This window comes from Agrobacterium sp. 22-209-1 (assembly GCF_053522485.1).
The window spans coordinates 204,658-227,163 of record NZ_JBNWCH010000005.1; the positions used below are offsets into that span (position 1 = coordinate 204,658).

The following is a 22,506-nucleotide window of genomic DNA, read 5'->3' on the forward strand; positions in this document are numbered from 1 at the left end:
AGGCGAGCCTAAGTCGGCTGGTGAGCGCCCCGGAAACACGCGCAAAGAACCGTGCCGGCAGACGCTTGTGGTCCTGCAGCACATAAACATTCTGCGCGAGACATCCGAATTTAGATCCCATGGCAGCCTTCATAGCAGATCGCCGGTTTAACGGCAACATGAATGCGCAGAGCACGGGACGCGACGGCTTGGCATTTTCCATGTGCGCTGCATCATTGCTGAATGGCCTCAACAGTCTTGTCTTGCAGGGGATCTTCAATGGTTATGATGCAATGCAACTTGCCTATTTTGCGGCGCACATATAGATGGGTTCCCTTATCATTTGCGTTTCGACGAGAAATCGAAGGGAGGGAAAGCATATGGTATCCGAAAAAGCCCTTATCTCGAAGATCACCTGGCGGCTGATGCCGTTTCTTGGCCTTCTCTATCTCATTGCCTATATCGACCGCCAGAATGTCAGCTTCGCAAAGCTGCAGATGGTCGATGCGCTGAGCCTTAGCGAATATGCCTACGGCCTTGGCGCATCGCTGTTCTTCATCGGTTACTTCATCTTCGAAGTGCCGAGCAACTTGTTCCTCAACCGTTTCGGCGCCAGCAAATGGTTTGCCCGCATTCTGGTTTCCTGGGGCGCCGTCACCATCGCCCTTGCCTACACGCAGAACGCCACGATGTTCTACATCCTGCGCTTCCTGCTCGGACTCTGCGAGGCGGGCTTCTTCCCGGGTGTATTGTTCCTGATGACGCTCTGGTTCCCGCGCGATTATCGCGGCCGTATGATCGGCCTGTTCATGATTTTCAGCGCGCTTGCCAATGCCATCGGCGCGCCGCTCGGCGGCATGCTGCTCGATCTGGATGGTTTCCTCGGCTATGCCGGATGGGAATGGGTGTTTCTCGCGACCGGTATTCCGGCGGTGATCGCGGGTATCGTCACCTTCTTTTATCTGGACGATACACCCGAAAAGGCGAAGTTCCTGAGCCGGGATGAAAAGGACTGGTTGAAGAACCGGCTGGCCCAAGAGAACAAGGGCATGGAGGAGCATGCAGAGGATGGCTTCAAGGCGCTGGTCAATCCGCGCGTTCTGTTCATGGCGCTTTGCTATGTCGGATTCCCGCTGGCCGCTTATGGTCTCAGCTACTGGCTTCCGACCATCGTGAAGAGCTTCGGCGTTTCCAACACCGCCAATGGCTTCATCAACATCATCCCTTGGGTGATCGTTGCCGTTGCCCTGTTCGTCGTGCCTTTGGCAGCCGACAAGGCAAAGAACAAGACGCCCTATATCGTCGCCCCCGCCTTCATTGGCGCCTTTTGCCTGTTGATGTCGGCCTTGCTCAGTGACCCGGTGCTGCAGTTCGCCTTCCTCTGCATCGCCGCTGCCGGCATCTTTGCCGGCCAGCCGGTGTTCTGGAGCCTGCCCGGCCGCTTCCTCAAGGGAGCAGGTGCGGCCGCCGGCATCGCCGCGATCAATTCCGTCGGCAATCTGGGTGGCTTCGTGGCGCAGAACGTGGTGCCCTGGATCAAGGATGAGACCGGCAGCACCATTGCGCCGATGTTCTTCCTTGCCTTTTGCCTGGCGCTAGCAGGCGTGCTGGTCATCATCGCAACGCGCAGAATGGGCAATCAGGTCAAAGCGGCCTGATTTTGGAATATTGCGACATCTGAAGCAGTTGCCGATCGCCGCATATGCAAAAAATCGTGGCCCGGATGTCTCCGGGCCACGATCATTTTAAGCGGCAAATAATGAATTCTCTTCGAGAGAATTACGCGGTGAACCAGTCGCTACCGGTCAGGTGGACACCGGCGACAACGATCTTTTCGCCCTTGTGCTCGCCAGTGACGTTGTAGGTGAGGATGGTGTCATTATCGATCGTCGACACCGCCCAGTTGTCGAGTACCGTACCGACCAGCTTGAGCTTGTCCATGGCCGTGTTGAAGCCTTCGATAGTGTCGGTCGCAAAGCTCTTGGCCATGTCGCCGAGATTGAAGACGAAGGTATCGGCGCCACCGCTTGCCTTTATGTGGTCGATGCCCTTACCGCCGGCTACCAGCGAGGAGGCGAGGTTTACGCCACTCAGGTCGATAGAGTCGTTGCCTGCGCCGGCGTCGATCTTGACGGAGGTGAAGCTGCCGTCGGTGACGCCAGCGCCACCGTTCACGACATTGGTACCGGCAGCAACGCCGCCATCGAATGCCGTGCCCGCCTTGACCACGATGGTGTCGTTGCCCGCGCCCGTGTCGATGTTGAAGGCGTTTACCCAAGCCTTGTCGTTCGAAATGACAGAGACGGTGACAGTGTCATTGCCTTCGCCGGTCGAGATGTTGCCACGCTTGGCATTGAGAACTTCAACGTTGGACGAACCGGTGCCGCCGAGATGAACATCGACCTGAACGAAATCCTTGAAGATAAGGTTTTCAGAAGTGTCGGACTGGGCGAGAGCGTTTTTTACCGAATTCCATGCCGAAGACACGTCAAATTTGAAGCTGTTAGAGCTGGGATCATAGCCGACATCGACCGTGCCGCCCGCGCCGGTGCCGGGAACGGACACCGCGCCGACATTGACCACGCCGGAGTCGAGCGAAGAACCGTTTTTGACCTGTGCTGTGGATTCGGTTAGGAGCTTATAAGCTTCCTGATCGACCAGATTGGTGAGCGAAGAGACCGAAGCAGCGCCACCATTACCAAAAGTTACTTTTAACGCCATTTTACACTCCCATAAATTTTTGAGAAATCGATGAATTGAAATTAAATTTGTAATAAATATTGCGGGTAATATTTAATACGTAAAAAATGATAATACAATATAAGAAATTGTTTTTTTGAATAAAGTGCGTCTTTAGCGTGTTGCGAAAATTCCTTTCGAAAAATTATGCAATGGAAACTGTTTATTCCTGTACGAAGGTCTTTTTGAGCCTGTCCTGGAACGGTTTTACAAAATAAGAAAGAACACTCCTTTCGCTGGTTTGTATGAATACTTCGGCCGGCATGCCGGGATATAGTTTCCCGCCGGGCAGATGACCCATTCCGGCCTTGTCGGGTTTGATACGCAGCGCGTAATAAGATGTGCCGGTCCGGGAATCCATCTGCAGGTCGGGGGCGACGACAGCAACTTGCGCGCTGAAATCCGGCGTCGTGCTTTGATTGAACGCCGTGAAACGAATGGTAACCGGCTGTCCGACGTAAATCTGATCGATGTCCCGTGGGGTTATATTGGCCTCGATGGCAAGCTCATCCTGCTCAGGCACCACCAGCATCAGCACTTCGCCCGGTTGAATGACACCGTTTATATTATGCACTGAAAGCTGGTAGACGCGGCCGGCGATCGGTGAGCGGATGTCAAGGCGATCCAGCTGATCGCGCGTTGCCGCCAGCCTCTCTTCATATTCCGCGACGGTCGCTTCGATCGATGTCAGATCTTTCGTGACTTCCGATTTCCGGTCTTCATCGAGCTGAAGCAATTGCAGGTCCAATTCGCTCAGCTTGCCCACCGTCTGTGCCCGGGCGGCGATGTATTGGCCCTGCTGGCCTTCGAGATTGGAAAGCTGGCGCTTGAGGAGATTGAGGCGCTGAAGCGTGACAAGCCCTTTTTTGAAGAGCTCGTCCGTCTTGGAAACATCTTCTTTGACGATGGTAAGCTCATTGTCCGTTGCCTGCACCTGCACCTCGAGGCCGCGAGCCTCGTCGGCGAGCTGATCCTTGCGAGTTGCCAGCTGCTTCTTCATGCCGATCAAGGCGTTGCGACGGCTGTTGAAGAGGTTCTGTTCGCTGTCGATAAAGGTTTTGGCCGCCTTGGAACTCGTCAGGGCCGCCAGATCTTCCTGCACGGTGAAAGACGTCGCCTCGGCAATTTCCGCACGCAGACGAGCCCGTCGCGCGTAGAGTTGCGCAAGCGTATTTTCAACGATCGAGAGGTTCGCCTGCACGACGGTCGCGCTCAGCCGCAACAGGATCTGACCGGCTTCAACCCTGTCACCTTCGGCGACATTTATCTCGCTGACGATGCCACCGGAAAGATGCTGGATCTTTTTGGAATTGCCTTCAACGACGACCCGGCCAGTGGCGACCACCGCACCGGCAAGCTTTGCAAAAGCAGCCCACCCGCCCAATCCGACCAACAGGCCGAGCGCCAGAACGACCACCGCGGTCGAGTGTTTGAGAATGGAGGCATTTGTCCTGCCGGTTTTTTCCGTCTCAACCATTTTCGCTCACCCGGTTTTCAATCTTGCGCGTCTCTTCCTCCTCAGGCACCTGGCGGATATTCTGCCGCAGTATTTGCGCGAGCACCTCCTCCTTCGTGCCAAAACGCAGCATCCGACCGTTGCTCATCACCATCACCAGATTGACGCTTTCAATGGCGCTGGGGCGATGGGCAATCACGACGACGATGCCGCCGCGCGCCCTGATGTCGCCAATGGCGTTGCGCAGGGCCGCTTCGCCTTCGCTGTCCAGATTGGAGTTCGGCTCATCGAGAAGAACGAAAAAAGGCTCGCCAAACAGGGCGCGGGCAAGGCCGATGCGCTGTTTTTGTCCGCCCGATAAAGCCTCGCCACGGTCGCCAATATAGGTATCGTAACCGTTGGGCAGGTTCAGGATCAGCTCATGCACCTGTGCGGCCTTGGCCGCGGCGACAACCGCTTCCGCTGTCGCATCGCGGTCGAAGCGCGCAATATTCTGCGCCACAGTCCCGGGCATCAGCTCCACCTGCTGGGGCATGTAGCCGACGGATTTGCCGAGAAACTCGAAATCCCACTGGTTGAGCGCGGCCCCATCGAAGCGGACGGAACCGCGTTCATAGGGCCAGATGCCGGTCATCAAGCGTGCCAACGTGGATTTGCCGGAGGCGCTTGGGCCGATGATGCCGAGACCATCGCCCGCGTTCAGCGTGAAGGAAATATCGGCAACCGTATCGCGCGCGCCGTTTGGCGGTCCACCGGTTACACGGTCAACCGCTACGGTATATTGCGGGCGGGGCAGGGAGAGCGGCGGCGAGGGTTCGGGCACCAATTCCAGGAACTCGTTGACGCGTTTCCAGCCCTGTCTTGCGGTCATGAAGCTGCGCCAGTTCGCAATCGCATGTTCGACAGGGCCGAGCGCCTTTGCGGAGAGGATCGACCCTGCGATGATACTGCCCGCCGATGCATTGCCGTCGATGACAAGAACGGCGCCGATCGCCATGACGCCGGATTGCAGCAGCAGCCGGAATGTTCGCGACATGGCGCCGAGCATGCCGGCCGTATCGGATGTCGACAGGGTGACGGCGCGATATCTGGAATGTAGCTCGTCCCACATGGATGTCACCGCCCCCATCATGCCCATGGTCTTGATGGATTCAATGTTGCGCTGGCTGCTGCCGACGAGGACGTTTCTTTGGCCTCGTGCAGTATAAGCCTGTTTTGTCGCCCTTTCGGTCAACCAATTAGTCAGAAGCGTCAGTACGATAAGAACCAAGGCGCCACCGAGCACAGCAAACCCGATCCATGGATGCAGGGCGAAACAGATCAGCAGATAGATGGGCAGCCAGGGAATATCGAAAAAAGCCGCCGGACCTGGCCCGGAGAGAAACTGGCGGATCTGATCGAGATCGCCGACGATCTGCAGCCCATCGATCTTCCCCGAGGCAAGGAGCGGGGCAGTGATTGACGCCCTGAAAAGCTTCTGATTGAGCGCGTCGTCCATATTGTCCGAGATGCGCGACAATATGCGTCCTCGCAGCGCGTCGAACCCCATCAGAAACGCGTAGAGAACGATCAGGAGAACGACCAGCGCCACAAGGGATGGAATGCTCTTGCTTGGCAAAATGCGGTCGTAAACTTCCAGCATGAAAAGCGAGCCGGAAAGATTAAGAACATTCATCAACGCGCTGGCGAGACCAACGGCGAAAAAAGCGGACTTATTTTTTGTTAAAAAAGAATTAAATAAAAACATAATAACACCTGAAACGGCTAGAAAATTGCACAATAAATGCAATTAGGCAATGCTGTTCGAAGATTGGCTAAAACAGTTTTGCGGGAAATCAGGTCAGCATTTGTTGCCGGTCGAAATCTGCCGGATCTTTCGGCGAAGCAAATGACTGAAAGAACGTCGGTATTCTCTCTGGCCAGCCAATGCTTGCCAAACGCGGCTTTCAAGCGGCATTTTCCTCGCATGGCTTGTTGCGCTACATCAGCGCAACAAAAAAGGCGGCCCGAAGGCCGCCTTTTGATCAATCCATCGAAATGGAAATCTTATTCCGCTGCGGTTTCAGCAGCCTTTGCTGCTTCTTCCGCTGCCTTGGCTTCTGCGGCTTCGGCTGCTGCCTTTTCTGCGGCGAGAGCCTGAGCTGCTGCTACCTTTTCGGCTTCCAGACGCGCCTTCTCGTCGGCAAGCGCCTGACGCTCGGACTCGTTCAGCTTGCGGGCGCGCGTACCGGTGTTTTCAACGATACGGGCAGCTTTACCGCGACGGTCGCGCAGGTAGTAGAGTTTCGCGCGGCGAACCTTACCGCGGCGAACGACTTCAACGCCTTCGACCAGCGGGGAGTAGATCGGGAATACGCGCTCGACGCCTTCGCCGTAGGAAATCTTGCGAACGGTGAAGCTTTCGGAAAGACCGCCGCCGGAACGGGCGATGCAAACGCCTTCGTAAGCCTGTACGCGGGTACGGTTACCTTCGGTAACGCGCACGTTGACGCGCAGGGTGTCGCCCGGAGAAAACTCGGGCAGGGTGCGCTTTGCTTCGATCTTGGCGGCCTGTTCGGCTTCCAGCTGCTGAATGATATTGGTCATGTTAACCTCTGATTTCTTCTGAAACAGCCAGAGCGCTCAACGGTTCGTCTGTCGGTCAATGCCTTCAGACCATGCCTTGCGGCAGGAGCGGGTTCGCCATTCTTTGCTTTCGGTTGGGATATTTCCCATTTCCACGCGGGCACATACACGAGGCAGCGCCGTTTGTCATCCCTTTCATGACAATATTTTATCAATTACGCGCCGCGTTCCGGCAGTTGCGAAGCAGCGCGCTGGCGGATATGGCATGGGAACCTTGGGAGGGGCTATGTCCGTATTCGTTATTCTCATGCTGTTCGCCACCGGCTTTCTGTCGGGTGTCGTTAATGCCATTGCCGGTGGCGGCACTTTTTTGACCTTCGGCGCGATGACGCTGGCCGGCCTGCCGCCGATCGTCGCCAACGCCACGTCAGCCATCGTGCAGTTTCCGGGCTACGTCACCTCTGTCATCGCCTATGGGCCTGAAATTCGCGCCCATTGGCGCGAGGCAATCCTTCTGTCTGCCGTTTCAGTCGTTGGCGGGTTGGCCGGATCGCTTCTGCTTTTGTCGCTCGACAATCCTTCCTTCCGCCAGCTTGTGCCATGGCTACTTCTCGCTGCAACCGCCGTTTTCGCTGCCGGCCCGTGGCTGAGGCCAAAAGCGAGCGTCGAACGTTCGCCCGGCAATCTGCCGAGCCTCATTTTCCAGGGACTCGCTTCCGTCTATGGCGGTTTTTTTGGCGCTGGCATGGGCATCATGATGCTGGCCATTCTCGGAATAACCTCGGGAGGCAGCTATCATCATCTGAATGCGCTGAAAAACCTCTTGTCAGTCGTGATCGCCGTTATCGCAATCGCGATCTTCGTCAGCGGCGGCGTCGTTTCCTGGTGGGCGGCGCTCATCATGTTCCCCGCGGCCGCACTTGGCGGCTATGCGGGCGTGCATACGGCACGGCGGGTGCCGCAATGGATCATCCGCTGGCTGGTGATCGCCGTCGGGCTGGTGCTGACGGCCTATTATTTCGTTTCGGCCTGAGCCTTTACCAGAAGGTCCGGACGTCTTTCCTGCGTCAGCTTCAGCGCCTGTTCATGACGCCACCTGTCGATGACGGCGTGGTTGCCGGAAGTGAGAATGGCGGGGATGTCACGGCCTTCCCAGACCTGCGGGCGGGTATAATGCGGATGTTCCAGCAGTCCGCCCTCGAAGCTCTCATGAACACCGGAAAGATCGTTGCCCATAACGCCGGGCAGGATACGGACGACGGCGTCAAGAAGCGTCAACGCCGCCGGCTCACCGCCGGAGAGGATGTAATCGCCGATCGACACTTCCTCCAGCCCGCGCGCCTCTATCACCCGCTGGTCGACACCCTCGAAACGACCGCAGACGATAATCGCGCCCTCTCCGGCCGCCAGTTCACGCACACGGTTTTGCGACAGAGGCTTGCCGCGCGGGCTCATCAGTAGCCGCGGGCGTGTATCGCCATTGGAAACATGGTCGATGGCCGCCGCCAGAACGTCGGGTTTCAGCACCATGCCGGCGCCGCCGCCTGCCGGCGTGTCATCGACGCTTCTGTGTTTGTCGGTGGCAAATTCGCGGATCTGCACGGTGTCCAGTGACCATTGCCCCCGCTCCAGCGCCTTGCCCGCCAGCGAATATCCGAGATGTCCCGGAAACATTTCCGGGTAGAGCGTCAGAACGGTAGCCTTGAAGGTCATGGTTTATTTCTTGCCGAAAGGCGATACGCCGGTTTCGTCCTTGTCATCGGGATTGTCGATCAGTCCGGCGGCCATCGGATCGATGAGAATGCGACCGGCTTCGAGGTCGATTTCCAGCACGGCTGCTTCCGAAAAGGGAATGAGGGCAGGGCGTCGGCCTGCACCTTTCAGCTCCAGCAGGTCACCTGCGCCGAAATCATAGACGGCGCTGACGGCGCCATAACTTCTGCCCTCCGCATCGACGGCTTCCAGCCCTTCGAGATCGGCATAATAAAACTCGTCATCGTCAAGCTCGTCGTCAGGCAGATTGTCGCGGTCGATGAAGAGTTCCAGACCGTTCAAGCTCTCCGCCGCATTGCGGTCGTTGATGCCTCTGAAGCGGACGACGACGACATTCTTGCCCTCGCGCAATTCCAGAATCTCGAAGACGCGACCATCGGCGGTAACCAGATTGCCATAATCGCCCAGCGCCATGGGGTCGTCCGTATAGGTACTGACACGGACTTCGCCGCGCAGGCCCTGTGCGCCGCCGATTTTTGCCATGAGTATCGGGTTTTCCAGCTTTGCCATCGGGCCGTCCGTCTTCTGGTGTTGGTTGCGTCAGCTTTAAGGTTTGTTGACGCCAAAATAAACAAAAAACGGGCGGCATGGAAAACCACACCACCCGTTCTTCAAAAGTTTCCGTGCAGATTATTCTGCAGCAGAGGCTTCCGCAGCAGCAGCGGCTGCATCTTCAGCCTTCTGCTTCTTTTCAGCGATACGCTCGAGAGCGCGCTTGCCCGGCTTTGCCTTTTCCGGGTTGCTGCGAGCGGCGCGCTCGGCAAGGCCGGCTTCAGCGAGGAAGCGCAGAACGCGGTCGGTCGGCTGTGCGCCCTTGGCGATCCATTCCTTGATGAGGTCAGCCTTCAGCTCAACGCGCTGCGGGTTGTCCTTGCCGAGCATCGGGTTCCAGGAACCGACCTTCTCGAGGAAACGGCCGTCGCGGGGCGAACGGGCGTCAGCAACGACGATCTGGTAGTACGGGCGCTTCTTGGAGCCACCGCGTGCGAGACGAATTTTAAGTGCCATGTTATATACTCCTTAGGATGGCTTGTCCGCCGTTCAGGCGGTCTTGTCGAGGCCGCCATGTTCGGCGGCGATTGCTTCATGATGCCGGATGACTTCCTTGATGATGAAGTTCAGGAACTTCTCGGCGAAATCCGGATCCAGATTGGCGTCCTTCGCAAGACGGCGAAGGCGTTCGATCTGGTATTCCTCGCGCGCCGGATCAGCCGGCGGCAAACTGTATTTTGCCTTCAATACGCCCACCGCCTTGGTGCAGCGAAACCGTTCGGCAAGAATGTGAACCAGCGCGGCATCGATATTGTCGATCGACTGGCGGTATTCGGAAAGCTGGGCTTTCACCTCTACATCGTTCACCGGTGTGCCTCACTTCTTCTTCGGAAAACCGGGAAGCCCCGGCATGCCGCCGAGACCTGGAAGCTTTGCGCCGCCAAGACCTGGCAATCCCCCAGGTAGCCCGCCAAGACCGGGCATCGCGCCCGGCTTGCCGAGACCGGCGGCTTCCGCCTGCTTCTGGAGCGCTTCAAGCTGCTTCGGATCGATGTTGGACAAATCAGGCATGCCGCCGCCCATCATGCCACCGAGGCCCATCTTGCCGGCAAGGCCGCCCATCATCTGCTTCATGATGCCGCCTTTGCCCTTGCCGCCCATGGCCTTCATCATGTCGGCCATGCCGCGATGCATTTTCAGGAGCTTGTTGATTTCGGCGGCATCGGTGCCGGAACCGGCGGCGATGCGCTTCTTGCGGCTGTGTTTCAGAATATCCGGATTGGCGCGCTCGGCCTTGGTCATGGACGAGATGATGGCGATCTGGCGGTCGAACATCTTGTCGTTCATGCCGGCCGAAGCCATCTTGTCCTTCATGCCGGCCATGCCGGGCATAAGACCCATGATGCCGCCCATGCCGCCCATCTTCTTCATCTGGGCAAGCTGGTCGGCGAGATCGTTGAGGTCGAATTTGCCCTTGGCCATCTTCTCGGCCATGGCGCGGGCTTTTTCCGCATCGATGTTTTCGGCGGCCTTCTCGACCAGCGAGACGATGTCGCCCATGCCGAGAATACGGTCGGCGATACGGCGCGGATGGAACTCATCGAGTTCGTTCATGCGCTCGCCGATACCGATGAGCTTGATCGGCTTGCCGGTGACGGCGCGCATGGAGAGGGCAGCACCACCGCGACCGTCACCATCCATACGGGTAAGAACGAGGCCGGTTATGCCGACGCGCTCATCGAAGTTGCGCGCCAGATTGACGGCGTCCTGACCGGTCAGCGAATCCGCGACCAGCAGGATTTCGTGCGGGTTGGACTTCTTCTTGATGTCGGCCATTTCCAGCATCAAGGGTTCGTCGATATGGGTGCGGCCGGCGGTGTCGAGAATGACAACGTCGTGGCCGCCAAGCTTTGCGGCCTGCACGGCGCGCGCGGCAATATCCGTCGGCGACTGGCCGGCGATGATAGGCAGCGTGTCGACACCGGTCTGGACGCCCAGCTGGCGCAGCTGTTCCTGTGCGGCCGGACGACGCGTGTCGAGAGATGCCATCAGCACCTTCTTCTTGTCGCGGTCGGTCAGGCGCTTGGCGATCTTGCCGGTGGTCGTGGTTTTACCCGAACCCTGCAGACCCACCATCATGATGACAACGGGGGCGGGGGCGTGAAGGTCGATGGAAACGCCTTCGGTGCCCAGCATCTCGACCAGCTCGTCATGCACGATCTTGACGACCATCTGGCCGGGCTTGATGGATTTCAGGACGGCGGCGCCAACAGCCTTTTCACGCACCCTGTCGGTGAAGGAGCGCACGACTTCCAGCGCCACGTCCGCTTCCAGAAGCGCACGGCGAACCTCGCGCAGGGCGGCGGCAACATCGGCTTCCGTCAGCGCGCCACGGCCGGTCAGTCCATTCAGAATGGAGCCAAGGCGGTCCTGGAGGTTTTCAAACATCGTTTCTTCCTTCTTCGTTCCGGGGTTTCCGAAACGTCGGTGCTTTCGCTGGCAAAAACAAGACGCAAAGCCAAAAAGCACCCGAGGGCGCATCGCGCTGTCGGGTGTTGACCTCCGGGATCTCTTTATACCTTTTCGGGTCCCGGTCGGCGGCTTGGAGTCGTGAAACTGCCAGCTGATGGGCGGGATAAACAGGAAAGTGCGGGAAAAGTCAAGGCGGCGGCGGGATTCAGCCGCGAAAGCGCTGATTTCATCTTTGCGTGATCTTCAGCAGGCCATGATGGGTCCTCCTTGAAGGCTGCTTCTTCGCCACCTATACATTTCTCATGAACCGTCGAAAATTTTTCCGTTTTTCCGCTGTTGGTCTGCTCGCTCTGGCAGGCGGCGGCCTTTATGCCCGCCGTTCGAGCGCCAGCGCCTATTACAGCGGCCCTATCTCCGATCATTTCGACGGGATACGCTTTTTCAATCCTGGCGGCACGCCGCCCGGCAACTTCATGGGCCTTTTGAAGTGGCGCTTCAATGGCGAGCGCTCCACATGGCCGGAAAGCTACCCCAGCCCCTTTCCCTTCGCGAAGCCGGAAGCACGGATCGAAGGCAAAGACATGCGCGTCACTTTTGTCGGCCATGCCTCGTTTCTCATCCAGACGGCGGGTTTGAATATTCTCATCGATCCGGTGTGGTCGCAGCGCACGAGCCCATTCAGCTTTGCCGGTCCCAAGCGGGTCAACCCGCCCGGCATCCGTTTCGAGGATCTGCCGCCCATCGATCTGGTGCTGGTGACGCATAATCACTACGACCATCTGGATATGGAAACGCTGAAGCGCCTGCATGTGGCGCACAAGCCGCTTTTCATCACGCCGCTTGGCAATGACGCCATCATCCGCACCGGTGTCGAGGCGGCCCGTATAGAGGTGGGGGACTGGGGCGATGTGATCGATGCCAGTGCGGTGAAAATTCACTTTGAGCCCTGCCACCACTGGTCGGCGCGCGGCCTGAATGACCGGCGGATGGCGCTCTGGGCGGCTTTCGTCATCGAAACGCCTGGCGGCAAGATTTACCATATCGGCGATACCGGCTTCCATGAGGGACTCAACTATCACGCCGCGCGAAAGAAGCATGGCGAGTTCCGCCTCGCCAACCTGCCCTTCGGCGCTTACGAGCCGCGCTGGTTCATGAAGGGCCAGCACCAGAACCCGGCGGAAGCTGTGGAAGGCATGAAGCTTTGCGGTGCGGCGCATGTCTGCGGCCACCATTGGGGTACGGTACAACTCACCGATGAGGCGGTGGATGCGCCGCTTGTGGCCCTCAAGGCAGCGCTGACGGAGCAGGGAGTGGAGGAAAGCCGTTTCCGGCCGATGCGCCCGGGTGAGGTTTTCGACGTGCCTTCCGACTGACGGGCGCCCCGTTTGCGCCGCAACAGTCTGGTAATTTGCCGTCCTTTCCGCCATATAGGGCGAAAGCGCGGGGAAATCCCGCATGCAACCCGGTTTTCAGGCAGTTTTCAGGTTTTAAGGCGATGGCGGACACGGTCGAATTTGCGAAGATGAACGGGCTTGGCAACAAGATCCTCGTTGTCGACATGCGCGGCCGCAAAGATATGGTGACGCCTGATGCGGCAATCGCCCTGAATTCCGATCCCGCCACGCAGTTCGACCAGATCATGGCGATCCATGATCCGCGTGTCGGCGGCACGGATGCTTATATCGATATCCTCAATTGCGATGGCACCAAGGCGCAGGCTTGCGGCAACGGCACGCGCTGCGTGGTGCAGGCGCTGTCTTCCGAAACCGGCAGGACCAGCTTCACCTTCCAGACTGTCGCCGGCATCCTGAATGCCGTCGAGCATGAAGATGGCATGATTTCGGTCGATATGGGTCAGCCCAGATTCCGCTGGAGCGACATTCCGCTGTCTGAGGAATTCCACGATACCAGTCGCATCGAATTGCAGATCGGGCCGATCGATGCGCCGGTCCTGCATTCGCCGGCCGTCATGTCCATGGGCAATCCGCATGCGATTTTTTGGGTGGATCGCGATCCCATGACGTTTGATCTCGAACGTTTCGGGCCGCTTCTCGAAAATCACCCGATGTTTCCGGAAAAGGCCAATATCACGCTGGCGCAGGTCATTTCCGACAGCGCGCTTCGCACCCGCACCTGGGAGCGCGGCGCCGGGCTGACGCTTGCCTGCGGTTCGGCCGCCTGCGCGTCGGCCGTTTCCGCTGCCCGTACCGGCCGCACCGGCCGAAAGGTTACCATCGATGTCGCCTCCAGCCCCATCCGCGTGCCGCTGACCATCGACTGGCGTGAGGATAACCACGTCATCATGACCGGCCCTGCCGAATGGGAATGGTCCGGTTCCGTCGATCCCGTCACGGGCGTCTGGGCGCGGGATGCGGTCGAGCGGGGGGCTGTATGAGCGGCGTCGAGGTCATAACCTTCGGCTGTCGTCTCAACACCTATGAATCGGAAGTGATGCGGGCGGAGGCCGAAAAGGCCGGGCTTAACAATGCCGTGCTGGTCAATACCTGCGCCGTGACGGGCGAGGCGGTGCGCCAGGCGCGCCAGGCCATCCGGCGTGCACGGCGCGACAATCCGCACGCGCGCATCATCGTTACCGGCTGCGCTGCCCAGACTGAAAAACAGACCTTTGCCGACATGCCCGAGGTGGATGCGGTGCTGGGCAATGAGGAAAAGCTGAAAAGCGCCTCCTATCGTGCGCTGCCCGATTTTGGCGTCTCAGCGGAAGAAAAGCTGCGCGTCAACGATATCATGAGCATCAAGGCGACCGCGCCGCAGATGGTGAAGCACATAGACGGGCACGTGCGCGCCTTCATTCAGGTGCAGAATGGCTGCGACCATCGCTGTACTTTTTGCATCATCCCCTATGGGCGCGGCAATTCGCGCTCCGTGCCGATGGGTGCGGTGGTGGATCAGGCCCGTCGGCTGACGGAGAGCGGTTATCGCGAAATCGTGCTGACCGGGGTGGATGCCACGAGCTATGGCGCGGACTTGCCGGGCGAGCCTTCCCTCGGCTATCTCGCCAAGACATTGCTGAAGCAGGTGCCGGACATCCTGCGGCTGCGGCTTTCCTCCATCGACAGTATCGAGGCCGACCGCCATCTGATGGATCTGATTGCCGACGAGCCGCGTTTCATGCCGCATCTGCACCTGTCACTCCAGCATGGCGACGACATGATCCTGAAACGCATGAAACGCCGCCATTTGCGGGCAGACGCCATTCGTTTCTGTCACGAGGTGCGGTCGCTTCGGCCGGATATCGCTTTCGGTGCGGATATGATCGCCGGTTTTCCGACAGAGACGGAAGACATGTTCGAAAACGCCGCGACGCTTGCGGAAGAATGCGGCATTTCCAGCCTGCATGTGTTTCCCTATAGCCCGCGCGAAGGTACGCCCGCTGCGCGTATGCCGCAGCTCGACCGGGCGCTGGTGAAGGACCGGGCGGGGCGGCTTCGGGCGCGCGGCGAGGCGCTGAGACAGGCGCATCTGCAAAACATGGTCGGTTCGGTGCAGACGGTCCTCGTCGAAAACAACGGTTTTGCCCATACCGACAATTTCACGCTGGTGGCCGCGCCTGATCTTGCCCCGCGCACTCTTGCGCAGGTTGCGATTACCGGCCACAACGGCAAACATCTGAAGATGAAGCTTCTGGCGGCGGATGCGGCCTGAGGCGACACAAGAGAAAAGACACGGGAACGACCATGGCCCTCGGCTTCATCAAAAAAGTCTTTTCGTTCGGCAAGGACAAGGCCGAAACGGAAGAGCGGCCGCAAGAGGACGCCGCGCCTAAGCGCGACAATGAAAACGCTTCTTTCGAAGCGGCGCTAAGCGACGCCGAAGCGCATGGCCCTGTTGACAAGGACCCGGTTTCCGAACTGGAGATGGAGACGGCCGGCGGACCTGCCCCGGACGAGGCGACGGACGTGGTCCTTTCCGACGATGATGAGGAAGAGGACGCACCGCTTCTGCCCGGTGCCGAGCTTTCCGGCGATATGGGTGTAGTGCCGCTGTCGTTGCTACAGGCGGAAGCCGCCGCCGAAGAGCAGGTCGAATCTGCCCCGGAAGTAGCGGATGTCGTGTTGGATGCGGATGCGATGGATGCGCTGCTTGACGAGGCCGAAGCTGCGACCACCGCCCAGCCCGCCGCTATACCGCCAGCTCTACCGAAGGGTTTTTCGTCCGCCAGTGAGCGGGAGGAGCCTGCCCCTGCGGCACCGCAGGTAAAACTGACATGGTTTCAGCGCCTGCGGGCAGGGCTTGCCCGCACGTCGTCGCAGCTGACCACACAGATTTCGGCACTCTTCACCAAACGCAAGCTGGATGAGGATACGCTCGACGAGCTGGAAGATCTTCTCATCCAGTCCGATCTCGGGGTCGAGACCGCCATGCGCATCACCGGCGCCCTGTCTTCGGAACGCTACGGCAAGGATGTCAGCGGCGAGGATGTGGCCCGCATCATGGCGGGCGAGATCACCAAGGTCCTTAAGCCTGTCGCCAAGCCGCTGGAGCTCGATCTGTCGCACAAGCCGCATGTCATCCTCGTCGTCGGTGTGAACGGTACGGGCAAGACGACGACCATCGGCAAGCTTGCCGCCAAGCTTTCCGGCTCGGGCCTCAAGGTGATGCTGGCGGCCGGCGATACGTTCCGCGCGGCGGCGATCGAGCAGCTCAAGATTTGGGCGGACCGCACCGGCTCGCAGTTCATCGGCACCAAGCTCGGTGCGGATGCGGCCGGTCTTGCCTACGACGCTTATGAGCAGGCGCGGGCGCAGAAAAGCGATGTGCTCATCATCGATACGGCCGGCCGCCTGCACAACAAGACGGAACTCATGGCGGAGCTGGAAAAGATCGTGCGCGTGCTCGGCAAGCTCGATCCGGATGCGCCGCATACCGTGTTGCAGACGCTGGATGCGACGACCGGCCAGAACGCCATGAACCAGGTGGAAATATTCCGTAATGTCGCGGGCGTTTCGGGCCTGATTATGACAAAATTGGATGGCACGGCGCGGGGCGGTATCCTCGTCGCCATCGCCGCCAAACACAAGCTGCCGGTCTATTTCATCGGTGTGGGTGAAGGTGTTGATGATCTGGAGCCCTTCGAGGCGGAAGATTTCGCCAAGGCCATTGCGGGAGTTTGAGTATGGATATTGAAAGCAATTCCAAGGAAAGCGAAAAGATGGTGGCGGAAATCAGTCCGCTGCTGAAATTTGTGCTCGAGCTTGGCCCGCTTGTCGTTTTCTTTTTCGCCAATTCGCGTGGCGAATGGCTTGCAACCACTTTTCCGGTCCTGACAGAGTTCGGTGGCCCGATTTTCATTGCCACCGGCCTGTTTATGATCGCGACGGCGATTGCGCTCTCCGTTTCCTGGGTCCTGACGCGCAAGCTGCCGATTATGCCGCTGATATCAGGCATCGTGGTGTTCGTTTTCGGTGCGCTGACATTGTGGTTGCAGAACGATACTTTCATCAAGATGAAGCCGACCATCGTCAACACGCTGTTTGGTGTCATTCTGCTGGGTGGCCTGTTCTTCGGGCAGTCTTTGCTGGGTTACGTCTTCAATTCCGCCTTCAAGCTGACGGATGAGGGTTGGCGCAAGCTGACGCTGCGCTGGGGCATCTTTTTCCTTTTTCTGGCGGTGCTGAACGAAGTTGTATGGCGAATGTTCTCTACAGACACCTGGGTGGCCTTTAAGGTCTGGGGCACCATGCCAATCACCATCATCTTCACCATGGCGCAGATGCCGCTCGTCATGCGCCATTCGGTCGAGCCGCTGAACAAGGACGAAAAATGACAGTTGCGGAGATGCCGGCTTCCCGTTCGCGTTCGCTCAAATGGTTCGGCGTGGCCGCCGGCCTGCTTCTCCTGCAAATCGTCATTCTCTACGCCATGGGCCGCATTCCGATCTGCGAATGCGGTTATGTGAAGCTGTTCGAGCCGGGCGTGAACACACCGGGCAATTCCCAGCATCTGGCCGACTGGTATACGCCCTCGCATATCATTCACGGGTTCCTGTTTTACTGGTTCGCGTGGCTGTTGTTCCGCAACAAACCGTTTTCCATGCGGCTTTCTTTTGCGGTTCTGGTGGAGGCGGCGTGGGAAATTCTCGAAAATTCGCCCGTCATCATTGATCGCTACCGCACGGCGACCATGGCACTGGGTTATACCGGCGACAGCATCCTGAATTCGGCGATGGATACGGTTTTCATGGCGCTGGGTTTCCTCTTTGCCGCCCGCGTACCGGTATGGCTGACGGTCGTGATCGCCATCTTCTTCGAAATCTTCACCGGCTGGCTGATCCGCGATAATCTGACGCTGAATGTGGTGATGCTGGTCTGGCCCGTCGACATGATTAAGGAATGGCAGAACGCACTCCCGCAAATGTGAAGCGGCCCATTGGAATTCCAGCCGGAAAGCCGCAAAAGCATCTCTTTATTGGGAGGTTTTCTTAATGGCGTTCCGCTAACCTTCGCGTACAAAGCTCGTCCCTTTCCCGGCAGACCCCGTTGCAAGATAATTTCGCCTATCTTCTTCCCTTCATCATGCTGACATTCGGCGTGGTGTTCCTGTTCCTGCAAAGGATCGGCCACGCTTCGGCTCGCTATTGGGGTATCGGATATCTTGCGGCGGCTTTTGGTTTCGCCACACCTCTGGTGCTTGGCACCCTGCCTTTCGAAGTCCAGGCGATCCTCTCCAATCTGCTGTTCTTCTCCGCCTTCTTCTTTTATGGCCACGCTCTGCTCACCCATTTCGAACGGCCGCTTTATACCAAGGCGCGGCTGTCGGTCGTGGCAGTGGCGGTATTGCTGGTCTCGTTCCATGTTTTCGTCACGCCGGATCTGAAACGCGAACTCGTCATAGGCGATCTCGTCTGCGCCCTGCTGCTCGCCTTTCCGGTCTGGCTCGTGCGCAAGCGGCCGGCTGCGCTTGCCGATAGGCTGATGGTGGCCATCGCTTTGCTTGTGGTGCTGGAGACGCTGGTACGCATCGGCATGCTGCTGGTGATGACGCCGGGTGGCTCGATGGTCGAGCTCAGCGAATTCTTCGAGTCGGACTATGCTTTTTACATGCAGCTCGCCGCCAGCATCTTCGGCTTTCTGCTGGCGTTGTCGGTGCTTGCGAGCCAGATTTCCGTCACCGTCGACCGTCACCAGCATGCGGCGGAACATGATCCGCTGACGGACGTGTTAAATCGCCGCGGTTTCGACCGGCGCGTTCCCGATTTTCGCAACGATACGCCAGAAGGCGCGATCATCGCCTGTGACATAGACCACTTCAAGCGCATCAACGATGTTTACGGTCATGCGGCCGGTGATATCGTGCTTATCGGCCTTGCCGATCTGCTCGGGCGAAACGCGCCCGAGGATGCGCTGGTGGCGCGTTTCGGTGGCGAGGAATTCGTGGTCTTCCTGCCCGGGCAGACGGCTGCTGCGGCCGGCCAGCTTGCCAATGGCATGCGCACGGTTCTTTCATCTCTCGACTGGCGCAACCGCGGCGTTACCAGCCAGATCACCGCAAGTTTCGGTGTCTCGGCTGTCGCGAGGGGAGATCATTCCATTCACGATGCCATCAAGCGGGCCGATGACAGTCTTTATGCCGCAAAGCGCGGCGGTCGCGATCAGGTCGTGCTGGAAGGCATACGTTTGCCTGCGGAGGGGCCTGCGCTCAGGGTCATTGCCAAGGCGTAACATCCTTCTGGCGCGGCGGCTATTTTCCTGTCGCCGCTGCGATGGCCGGCAGCAGGTCTCGCTCTATGCTACGGGCGTCGAAGGGACCGACCTTTTTATAAAGGATCGTGCCATCGGCGCCGACCAGGTAACTTTCGGGAATGCCATAAACACCCCAGTCAATTGCCGCCTTGCCGTTCGGATCGACGCCTATTGCGGCAAATGGATTACCGAGTTCGCCGAGGAAGCGCAGCGCATTGTCCGATTTGTCCTTGTAGTTGATGCCGACGACGGTGATGCGGTTATCCTTTGACAATTCCTGAAGCAGCGGGTGCTCTTGCCGGCAGGGAATGCACCAGGAAGCGAAGACGTTGACCAGTGTCAGCTTGCCCTTGATAGCGGCATCGGTGAGCGCCGGAAGGTTCGAGCCCTCCAGTGGCGGCAGCGACAGGGCGGGGGCCTTGGTGCCGATGAGTGCGGAAGGAATCGCGCTGATATCCAGCCCGTTCACATCCTGATCGTAGAGCATCTTGCCGGCGACAAGGGCAAAACCACCAAACAGCAGAAGCGGCAGCAGCGCTAGCGCATAACGGGTGCGGCCCGTCGATTTGGCCTTGGTGTCGTGGTCCGCCTGCGTCATTACGCGTCACCTGCGGAAGCGCTTCTTGCCCTGCGGCGAACGCCGGATGTTTCGAGTTGCTTCAGCTCCCGTTTGCGCGCCTGGCCGTCCACAACGACCCAGGCGATGAGACAGAGAACGACAAGGCCGGTCGCTGCATAGGACATGCCGATATAAAAGGCGTGTGTCATCACCTCAGCCCTCCCGGTTGGCCATGCGCGCGGCAAGTCGCCGCTGCGCGGCCACGCGCCGACGCCAGATTTCGTTACGCATGGCGGCGATGTGCAAGGTGAAGAACAGCAGCGTGAAACCGATCGCCATGGTCAGAAGCGGCCATAGAAATTCCGCATCGATGGCGGAACCACCCATGCGGATGACGCTTGCCGGCTGGTGCAGCGTATTCCACCACTCGACCGAAAATTTGATGATGGGGATATTCACGAAACCGACGAGGATCAGCACGGCGCTTACGCGGGCGGCCCTGGACGGATCGTCCATGGCGCGGTTGAGCGCGATCAGCCCCAGATACATCAGGAAAAGCACGAAGACGGAAGTCAGCCGCGCGTCCCACACCCACCAGGTTCCCCACATGGGTTTGCCCCAGAGCGAGCCGGTGACGAGCGCAATCAGCGTGAAGGCCGCGCCGATGGGGGCGGCGGCCTTGTGGCTGACATCCGCCAGCGGGTGACGCCAGACGAGGGTACCGATTGCGGAGACCGCCATGACCGAATAACACATCATTGCGAGCCAGGCGGAGGGAACATGCACATACATGATGCGCACGGTGTAACCCTGCTGATAGTCACCTTCTGACGTGAAGGAGAGATAGAGGCCGGCGGCCAGCACCAGCGCCGTGAGCACAGCGAGCCAGGGCAGAATGCGCGCCGCCAGCGCCAGAAACCGGGTAGGGTTGGCGAGATCGCTGAATTTGGTGATGGTGAAGGTCTGCTCGTTCATGCCGTTTGTGTAACCCGAGAATGGCCGCCCCGCAATTGATCCCTGTCAACAGGGGATCGTGCATTGCAGTTTCGTCAATCCATACCATTGCGCAGTGCCAAAGCGGCAAAGAAAGGGCCGGTCACGGCTGAAAATAACGTGATCGCACACAGAATGAGAAATGGCGGCATGAAGGGCGCGGGATCCTGCACCGCCGCATAGGAGGCGCTGACGCCGAAGATCAGCACGGGAATGGCGAGCGGCAGCACGAGGATGGAAACCAGAAGCCCCCCGCGCGGCAGGGCAACGGCAACTGCCGCGCCGACCGCACCGATGAAAGTGATTGCGGGTGAGCCGACCAGAAGCGTCAGCATCACGGCGCCGATAGCCACTTCGTCCATGTTCATAAAGAGGCCGAGCAATGGCGACGCCAGCACCAGCGGCAGGCCGGTCGTGACCCAATGCGCCAAGCATTTGACGAAAACCGTCAGCACAAGCGGAGTTTCCTGCATCAAGATCAAATCGAGGGAGCCGTCATCCCGCTCGGCCTGGAACAGCCGGTCGAGGCCGAGAAGGGCGGACAGAAGCGCACCGATCCAGACGATGGCCGGGCCGATGCGCGCGAGCAGGTTGAGATCAGGACCGACGCCGAAGGGGATGACGGCAACCACTGTCATGAAGAACAGCACGCCGATCAGCGCGCCGCCGCCGGCGCGGATGGAGAGTTTGATATCGCGGAGGAAGAGGGCGGTCAATGGGTAGGCCTCTGCGGGTGTGGTTTACCCCCCTCTGCCCTGCCGGGCATCTCCCCCTCAAGGGGGGAGATCGGCAAGACGCGATTTCGCCGCTCCATTCTCAAGCTTTCGGATGGACGAGAGCTCACCACGAGTCGATCTCCCCCCTTGAGGGGGAGATGCCCGGCAGGGCAGAGGGGGGTATGCCCCGTGCGCAAACCGTTCATGCCCAAGCCTCCACACCCGCAAAACCCGTCATCTGCAATTCACGCGCCTTCTCTAGCCCCAAAGACTGATGGGTCGCAGCCAGGACAATCCCGCCTTTCCCCAAATGGCTTTTGACGAGATCGGTAAACATCCCGTCCGCAGCTTTGTCGAGCGCCGCCGTCGGCTCATCGAGTATCCACACCGGTCGCCATGCAATCAAAAGCTTCGCCATGGCAAAACGACGCTGCTGGCCGGCGGAGAGATAACCGAAGGGCAGGTGGGTAATGCCGGCAAGGCCAACGATCTCCGCTGCCTCATCAATCATCATGCCCGTGCCGCCGGCAAAGTCGCTGAGGAATTCCTTCCAGAAGCGCAGGTTTTCCGAAACGGTCAGTTCGGTTTTCATGGCATTGCGATGGCCGAGATAATGGCAAGCCTCTGACGGCTGCATCTCCTCATCAACCCCTTCGCCGGCTATCTTTACGCTGCCTTGTTCGGGGCGCAGTAGGCCGGCGACTGTCCGCAGGAGAGTGGATTTTCCCGAGCCGTTGCGGCCGGTCAGCACCAGAGCCTCTCCGTCGCTTAACTTGAAGGAAATGTTCATGAATATGAAATCTTCGCCACGTCGCACGCCAAGATTTTCCGCCGTCAAATCCATGCTGCGATTCCGTTTCAGATTTCGTCGTCTCGATAAAAAAATCGATTAGCTTCGTGGAATGGTCTGGCACGTTTCTCCGAAATTATCTATATGGGTGTCAACCACGCCAGCGGCCGGCGTGAACATCATCTTGCGCCGGACTTGACGATTGCGAGGAGCAATTTTCACGTGCGGACAGCGGAAATGGTCGTACCCGCATCCTGATGTGCATGAGT

24 protein-coding genes are annotated in these 22,506 nt (G+C 58.9%); 10 read left to right on the forward strand and 14 right to left on the reverse strand.

Annotated features, from left to right (window positions below; translation table 11 throughout):
- The first annotated feature begins 119 nt into the window (after positions 1-119).
- Positions 120-305 carry a hypothetical protein gene (locus tag ACQZ48_RS13915; RefSeq protein ID WP_191217267.1) on the forward strand — a complete coding sequence of 62 codons (186 nt, stop codon included), beginning with the start codon at positions 120-122 and terminating at the stop codon, positions 303-305.
- 54 nt (positions 306-359) lie between these two features.
- Positions 360-1,637, forward strand: coding sequence for an MFS transporter (locus ACQZ48_RS13920; protein ID WP_077985458.1), 1,278 nt, complete (start codon positions 360-362; stop codon positions 1,635-1,637).
- 121 nt (positions 1,638-1,758) lie between these two features.
- On the opposite strand, the gene ACQZ48_RS13925 is transcribed toward ACQZ48_RS13920, so the two are convergent.
- From ACQZ48_RS13925 to rplS, 4 genes are all read right to left on the reverse strand, one after another.
- Positions 1,759-2,700: a calcium-binding protein gene (locus ACQZ48_RS13925; protein ID WP_173990303.1), complete on the reverse strand. Its 942-nt coding sequence runs from the start codon at positions 2,698-2,700 to the stop codon at positions 1,759-1,761.
- 181 nt (positions 2,701-2,881) lie between these two features.
- The gene (locus ACQZ48_RS13930) at positions 2,882-4,195 is read right to left on the reverse strand and encodes an HlyD family type I secretion periplasmic adaptor subunit (RefSeq protein ID WP_142912945.1); all 1,314 of its coding nucleotides are present in this window, start codon (positions 4,193-4,195) and stop codon (positions 2,882-2,884) included.
- Positions 4,188-5,921, reverse strand: a complete 1,734-nt coding sequence (locus ACQZ48_RS13935; protein WP_173990301.1) for a type I secretion system permease/ATPase — start codon at positions 5,919-5,921, stop codon at positions 4,188-4,190. The genes ACQZ48_RS13930 and ACQZ48_RS13935 overlap by 8 nt, the downstream gene beginning before the upstream one ends.
- A 299-nt stretch (positions 5,922-6,220) precedes the next feature.
- Positions 6,221-6,760 (reverse strand): 50S ribosomal protein L19, encoded by a 540-nt coding sequence (rplS, locus tag ACQZ48_RS13940; RefSeq protein WP_003520506.1) that lies wholly within the window; start codon positions 6,758-6,760, stop codon positions 6,221-6,223.
- A gap of 265 nt (positions 6,761-7,025) precedes the next feature.
- On the opposite strand from rplS, the gene ACQZ48_RS13945 reads away from it, so the two are divergent.
- Positions 7,026-7,772: a sulfite exporter TauE/SafE family protein gene (locus ACQZ48_RS13945; RefSeq protein WP_077985462.1), complete on the forward strand. Its 747-nt coding sequence runs from the start codon at positions 7,026-7,028 to the stop codon at positions 7,770-7,772.
- Here ACQZ48_RS13945 and trmD read toward each other — a convergent pair.
- From trmD to ffh, 5 genes are all read right to left on the reverse strand, one after another.
- Positions 7,754-8,452, reverse strand: coding sequence for a tRNA (guanosine(37)-N1)-methyltransferase TrmD (trmD, locus tag ACQZ48_RS13950; RefSeq protein WP_443388630.1), 699 nt, complete (start codon positions 8,450-8,452; stop codon positions 7,754-7,756). The two genes, ACQZ48_RS13945 and trmD, sit on opposite strands and share 19 nt — an antisense overlap.
- A 3-nt stretch (positions 8,453-8,455) precedes the next feature.
- Positions 8,456-9,022: a ribosome maturation factor RimM gene (gene rimM / locus ACQZ48_RS13955; RefSeq protein ID WP_173990296.1), complete on the reverse strand. Its 567-nt coding sequence runs from the start codon at positions 9,020-9,022 to the stop codon at positions 8,456-8,458.
- A 120-nt stretch (positions 9,023-9,142) separates the two neighbouring features.
- Positions 9,143-9,520, reverse strand: coding sequence for a 30S ribosomal protein S16 (gene rpsP / locus ACQZ48_RS13960; RefSeq protein ID WP_003520510.1), 378 nt, complete (start codon positions 9,518-9,520; stop codon positions 9,143-9,145).
- A 33-nt stretch (positions 9,521-9,553) separates the two neighbouring features.
- On the reverse strand, positions 9,554-9,871 hold the full coding sequence (locus ACQZ48_RS13965; protein ID WP_077985465.1) for a chorismate mutase: 318 nt from the start codon (positions 9,869-9,871) through the stop codon (positions 9,554-9,556).
- 9 nt (positions 9,872-9,880) lie between these two features.
- Complete coding sequence (ffh, locus tag ACQZ48_RS13970; RefSeq protein ID WP_137412297.1) at positions 9,881-11,452, reverse strand: signal recognition particle protein; 1,572 nt, start codon at positions 11,450-11,452, stop codon at positions 9,881-9,883.
- Positions 11,453-11,778: 326 nt separating this feature from the next.
- Here ffh and ACQZ48_RS13975 point away from each other — a divergent pair, with 326 nt between their 5' ends.
- From ACQZ48_RS13975 to ACQZ48_RS14005, 7 genes are all read left to right on the forward strand, one after another.
- Positions 11,779-12,849, forward strand: coding sequence for an MBL fold metallo-hydrolase (locus ACQZ48_RS13975; protein WP_077985467.1), 1,071 nt, complete (start codon positions 11,779-11,781; stop codon positions 12,847-12,849).
- 122 nt (positions 12,850-12,971) lie between these two features.
- Positions 12,972-13,871 (forward strand): diaminopimelate epimerase, encoded by a 900-nt coding sequence (gene dapF, locus ACQZ48_RS13980; protein WP_173990291.1) that lies wholly within the window; start codon positions 12,972-12,974, stop codon positions 13,869-13,871.
- The gene (gene mtaB, locus ACQZ48_RS13985) at positions 13,868-15,142 is read left to right on the forward strand and encodes a tRNA (N(6)-L-threonylcarbamoyladenosine(37)-C(2))-methylthiotransferase MtaB (RefSeq protein ID WP_191217213.1); all 1,275 of its coding nucleotides are present in this window, start codon (positions 13,868-13,870) and stop codon (positions 15,140-15,142) included. The genes dapF and mtaB overlap by 4 nt, the downstream gene beginning before the upstream one ends.
- Before the next feature lie 32 nt (positions 15,143-15,174).
- Complete coding sequence (ftsY, locus tag ACQZ48_RS13990) at positions 15,175-16,611, forward strand: signal recognition particle-docking protein FtsY (RefSeq protein ID WP_191217214.1); 1,437 nt, start codon at positions 15,175-15,177, stop codon at positions 16,609-16,611.
- A 2-nt stretch (positions 16,612-16,613) separates the two neighbouring features.
- Positions 16,614-17,264, forward strand: coding sequence for a septation protein A (locus tag ACQZ48_RS13995; RefSeq protein WP_063951440.1), 651 nt, complete (start codon positions 16,614-16,616; stop codon positions 17,262-17,264).
- The gene (locus ACQZ48_RS14000; RefSeq protein ID WP_173990284.1) at positions 17,261-17,857 is read left to right on the forward strand and encodes a DUF2585 domain-containing protein; all 597 of its coding nucleotides are present in this window, start codon (positions 17,261-17,263) and stop codon (positions 17,855-17,857) included. Before ACQZ48_RS13995 ends, ACQZ48_RS14000 begins: the two co-directional genes overlap by 4 nt.
- A gap of 119 nt (positions 17,858-17,976) precedes the next feature.
- Positions 17,977-19,158: a diguanylate cyclase gene (locus ACQZ48_RS14005; RefSeq protein WP_448728905.1), complete on the forward strand. Its 1,182-nt coding sequence runs from the start codon at positions 17,977-17,979 to the stop codon at positions 19,156-19,158.
- Between the two features lie 19 nt (positions 19,159-19,177).
- Here the strand turns inward: ACQZ48_RS14005 and ACQZ48_RS14010 are convergent, their stop codons facing one another.
- The 5 genes from ACQZ48_RS14010 to ccmA all read right to left on the reverse strand — a co-directional run bounded on the left by ACQZ48_RS14010 (position 19,178) and on the right by ccmA (position 22,291).
- Positions 19,178-19,777 (reverse strand): DsbE family thiol:disulfide interchange protein, encoded by a 600-nt coding sequence (locus tag ACQZ48_RS14010; protein ID WP_448728906.1) that lies wholly within the window; start codon positions 19,775-19,777, stop codon positions 19,178-19,180.
- On the reverse strand, positions 19,777-19,947 hold the full coding sequence (gene ccmD, locus ACQZ48_RS14015) for a heme exporter protein CcmD (RefSeq protein WP_142912953.1): 171 nt from the start codon (positions 19,945-19,947) through the stop codon (positions 19,777-19,779). The genes ACQZ48_RS14010 and ccmD overlap by 1 nt, the downstream gene beginning before the upstream one ends.
- Positions 19,948-19,951: 4 nt before the next feature.
- The gene (locus ACQZ48_RS14020; RefSeq protein WP_448728907.1) at positions 19,952-20,713 is read right to left on the reverse strand and encodes a heme ABC transporter permease; all 762 of its coding nucleotides are present in this window, start codon (positions 20,711-20,713) and stop codon (positions 19,952-19,954) included.
- Between the two features lie 74 nt (positions 20,714-20,787).
- Complete coding sequence (gene ccmB, locus ACQZ48_RS14025; protein WP_269826546.1) at positions 20,788-21,447, reverse strand: heme exporter protein CcmB; 660 nt, start codon at positions 21,445-21,447, stop codon at positions 20,788-20,790.
- Positions 21,448-21,649: 202 nt separating this feature from the next.
- A complete protein-coding gene (gene ccmA, locus ACQZ48_RS14030; protein ID WP_448728908.1) occupies positions 21,650-22,291 on the reverse strand; it encodes a heme ABC exporter ATP-binding protein CcmA in 642 nt (213 codons plus the stop codon).
- Positions 22,292-22,506: the final 215 nt, after the last annotated feature.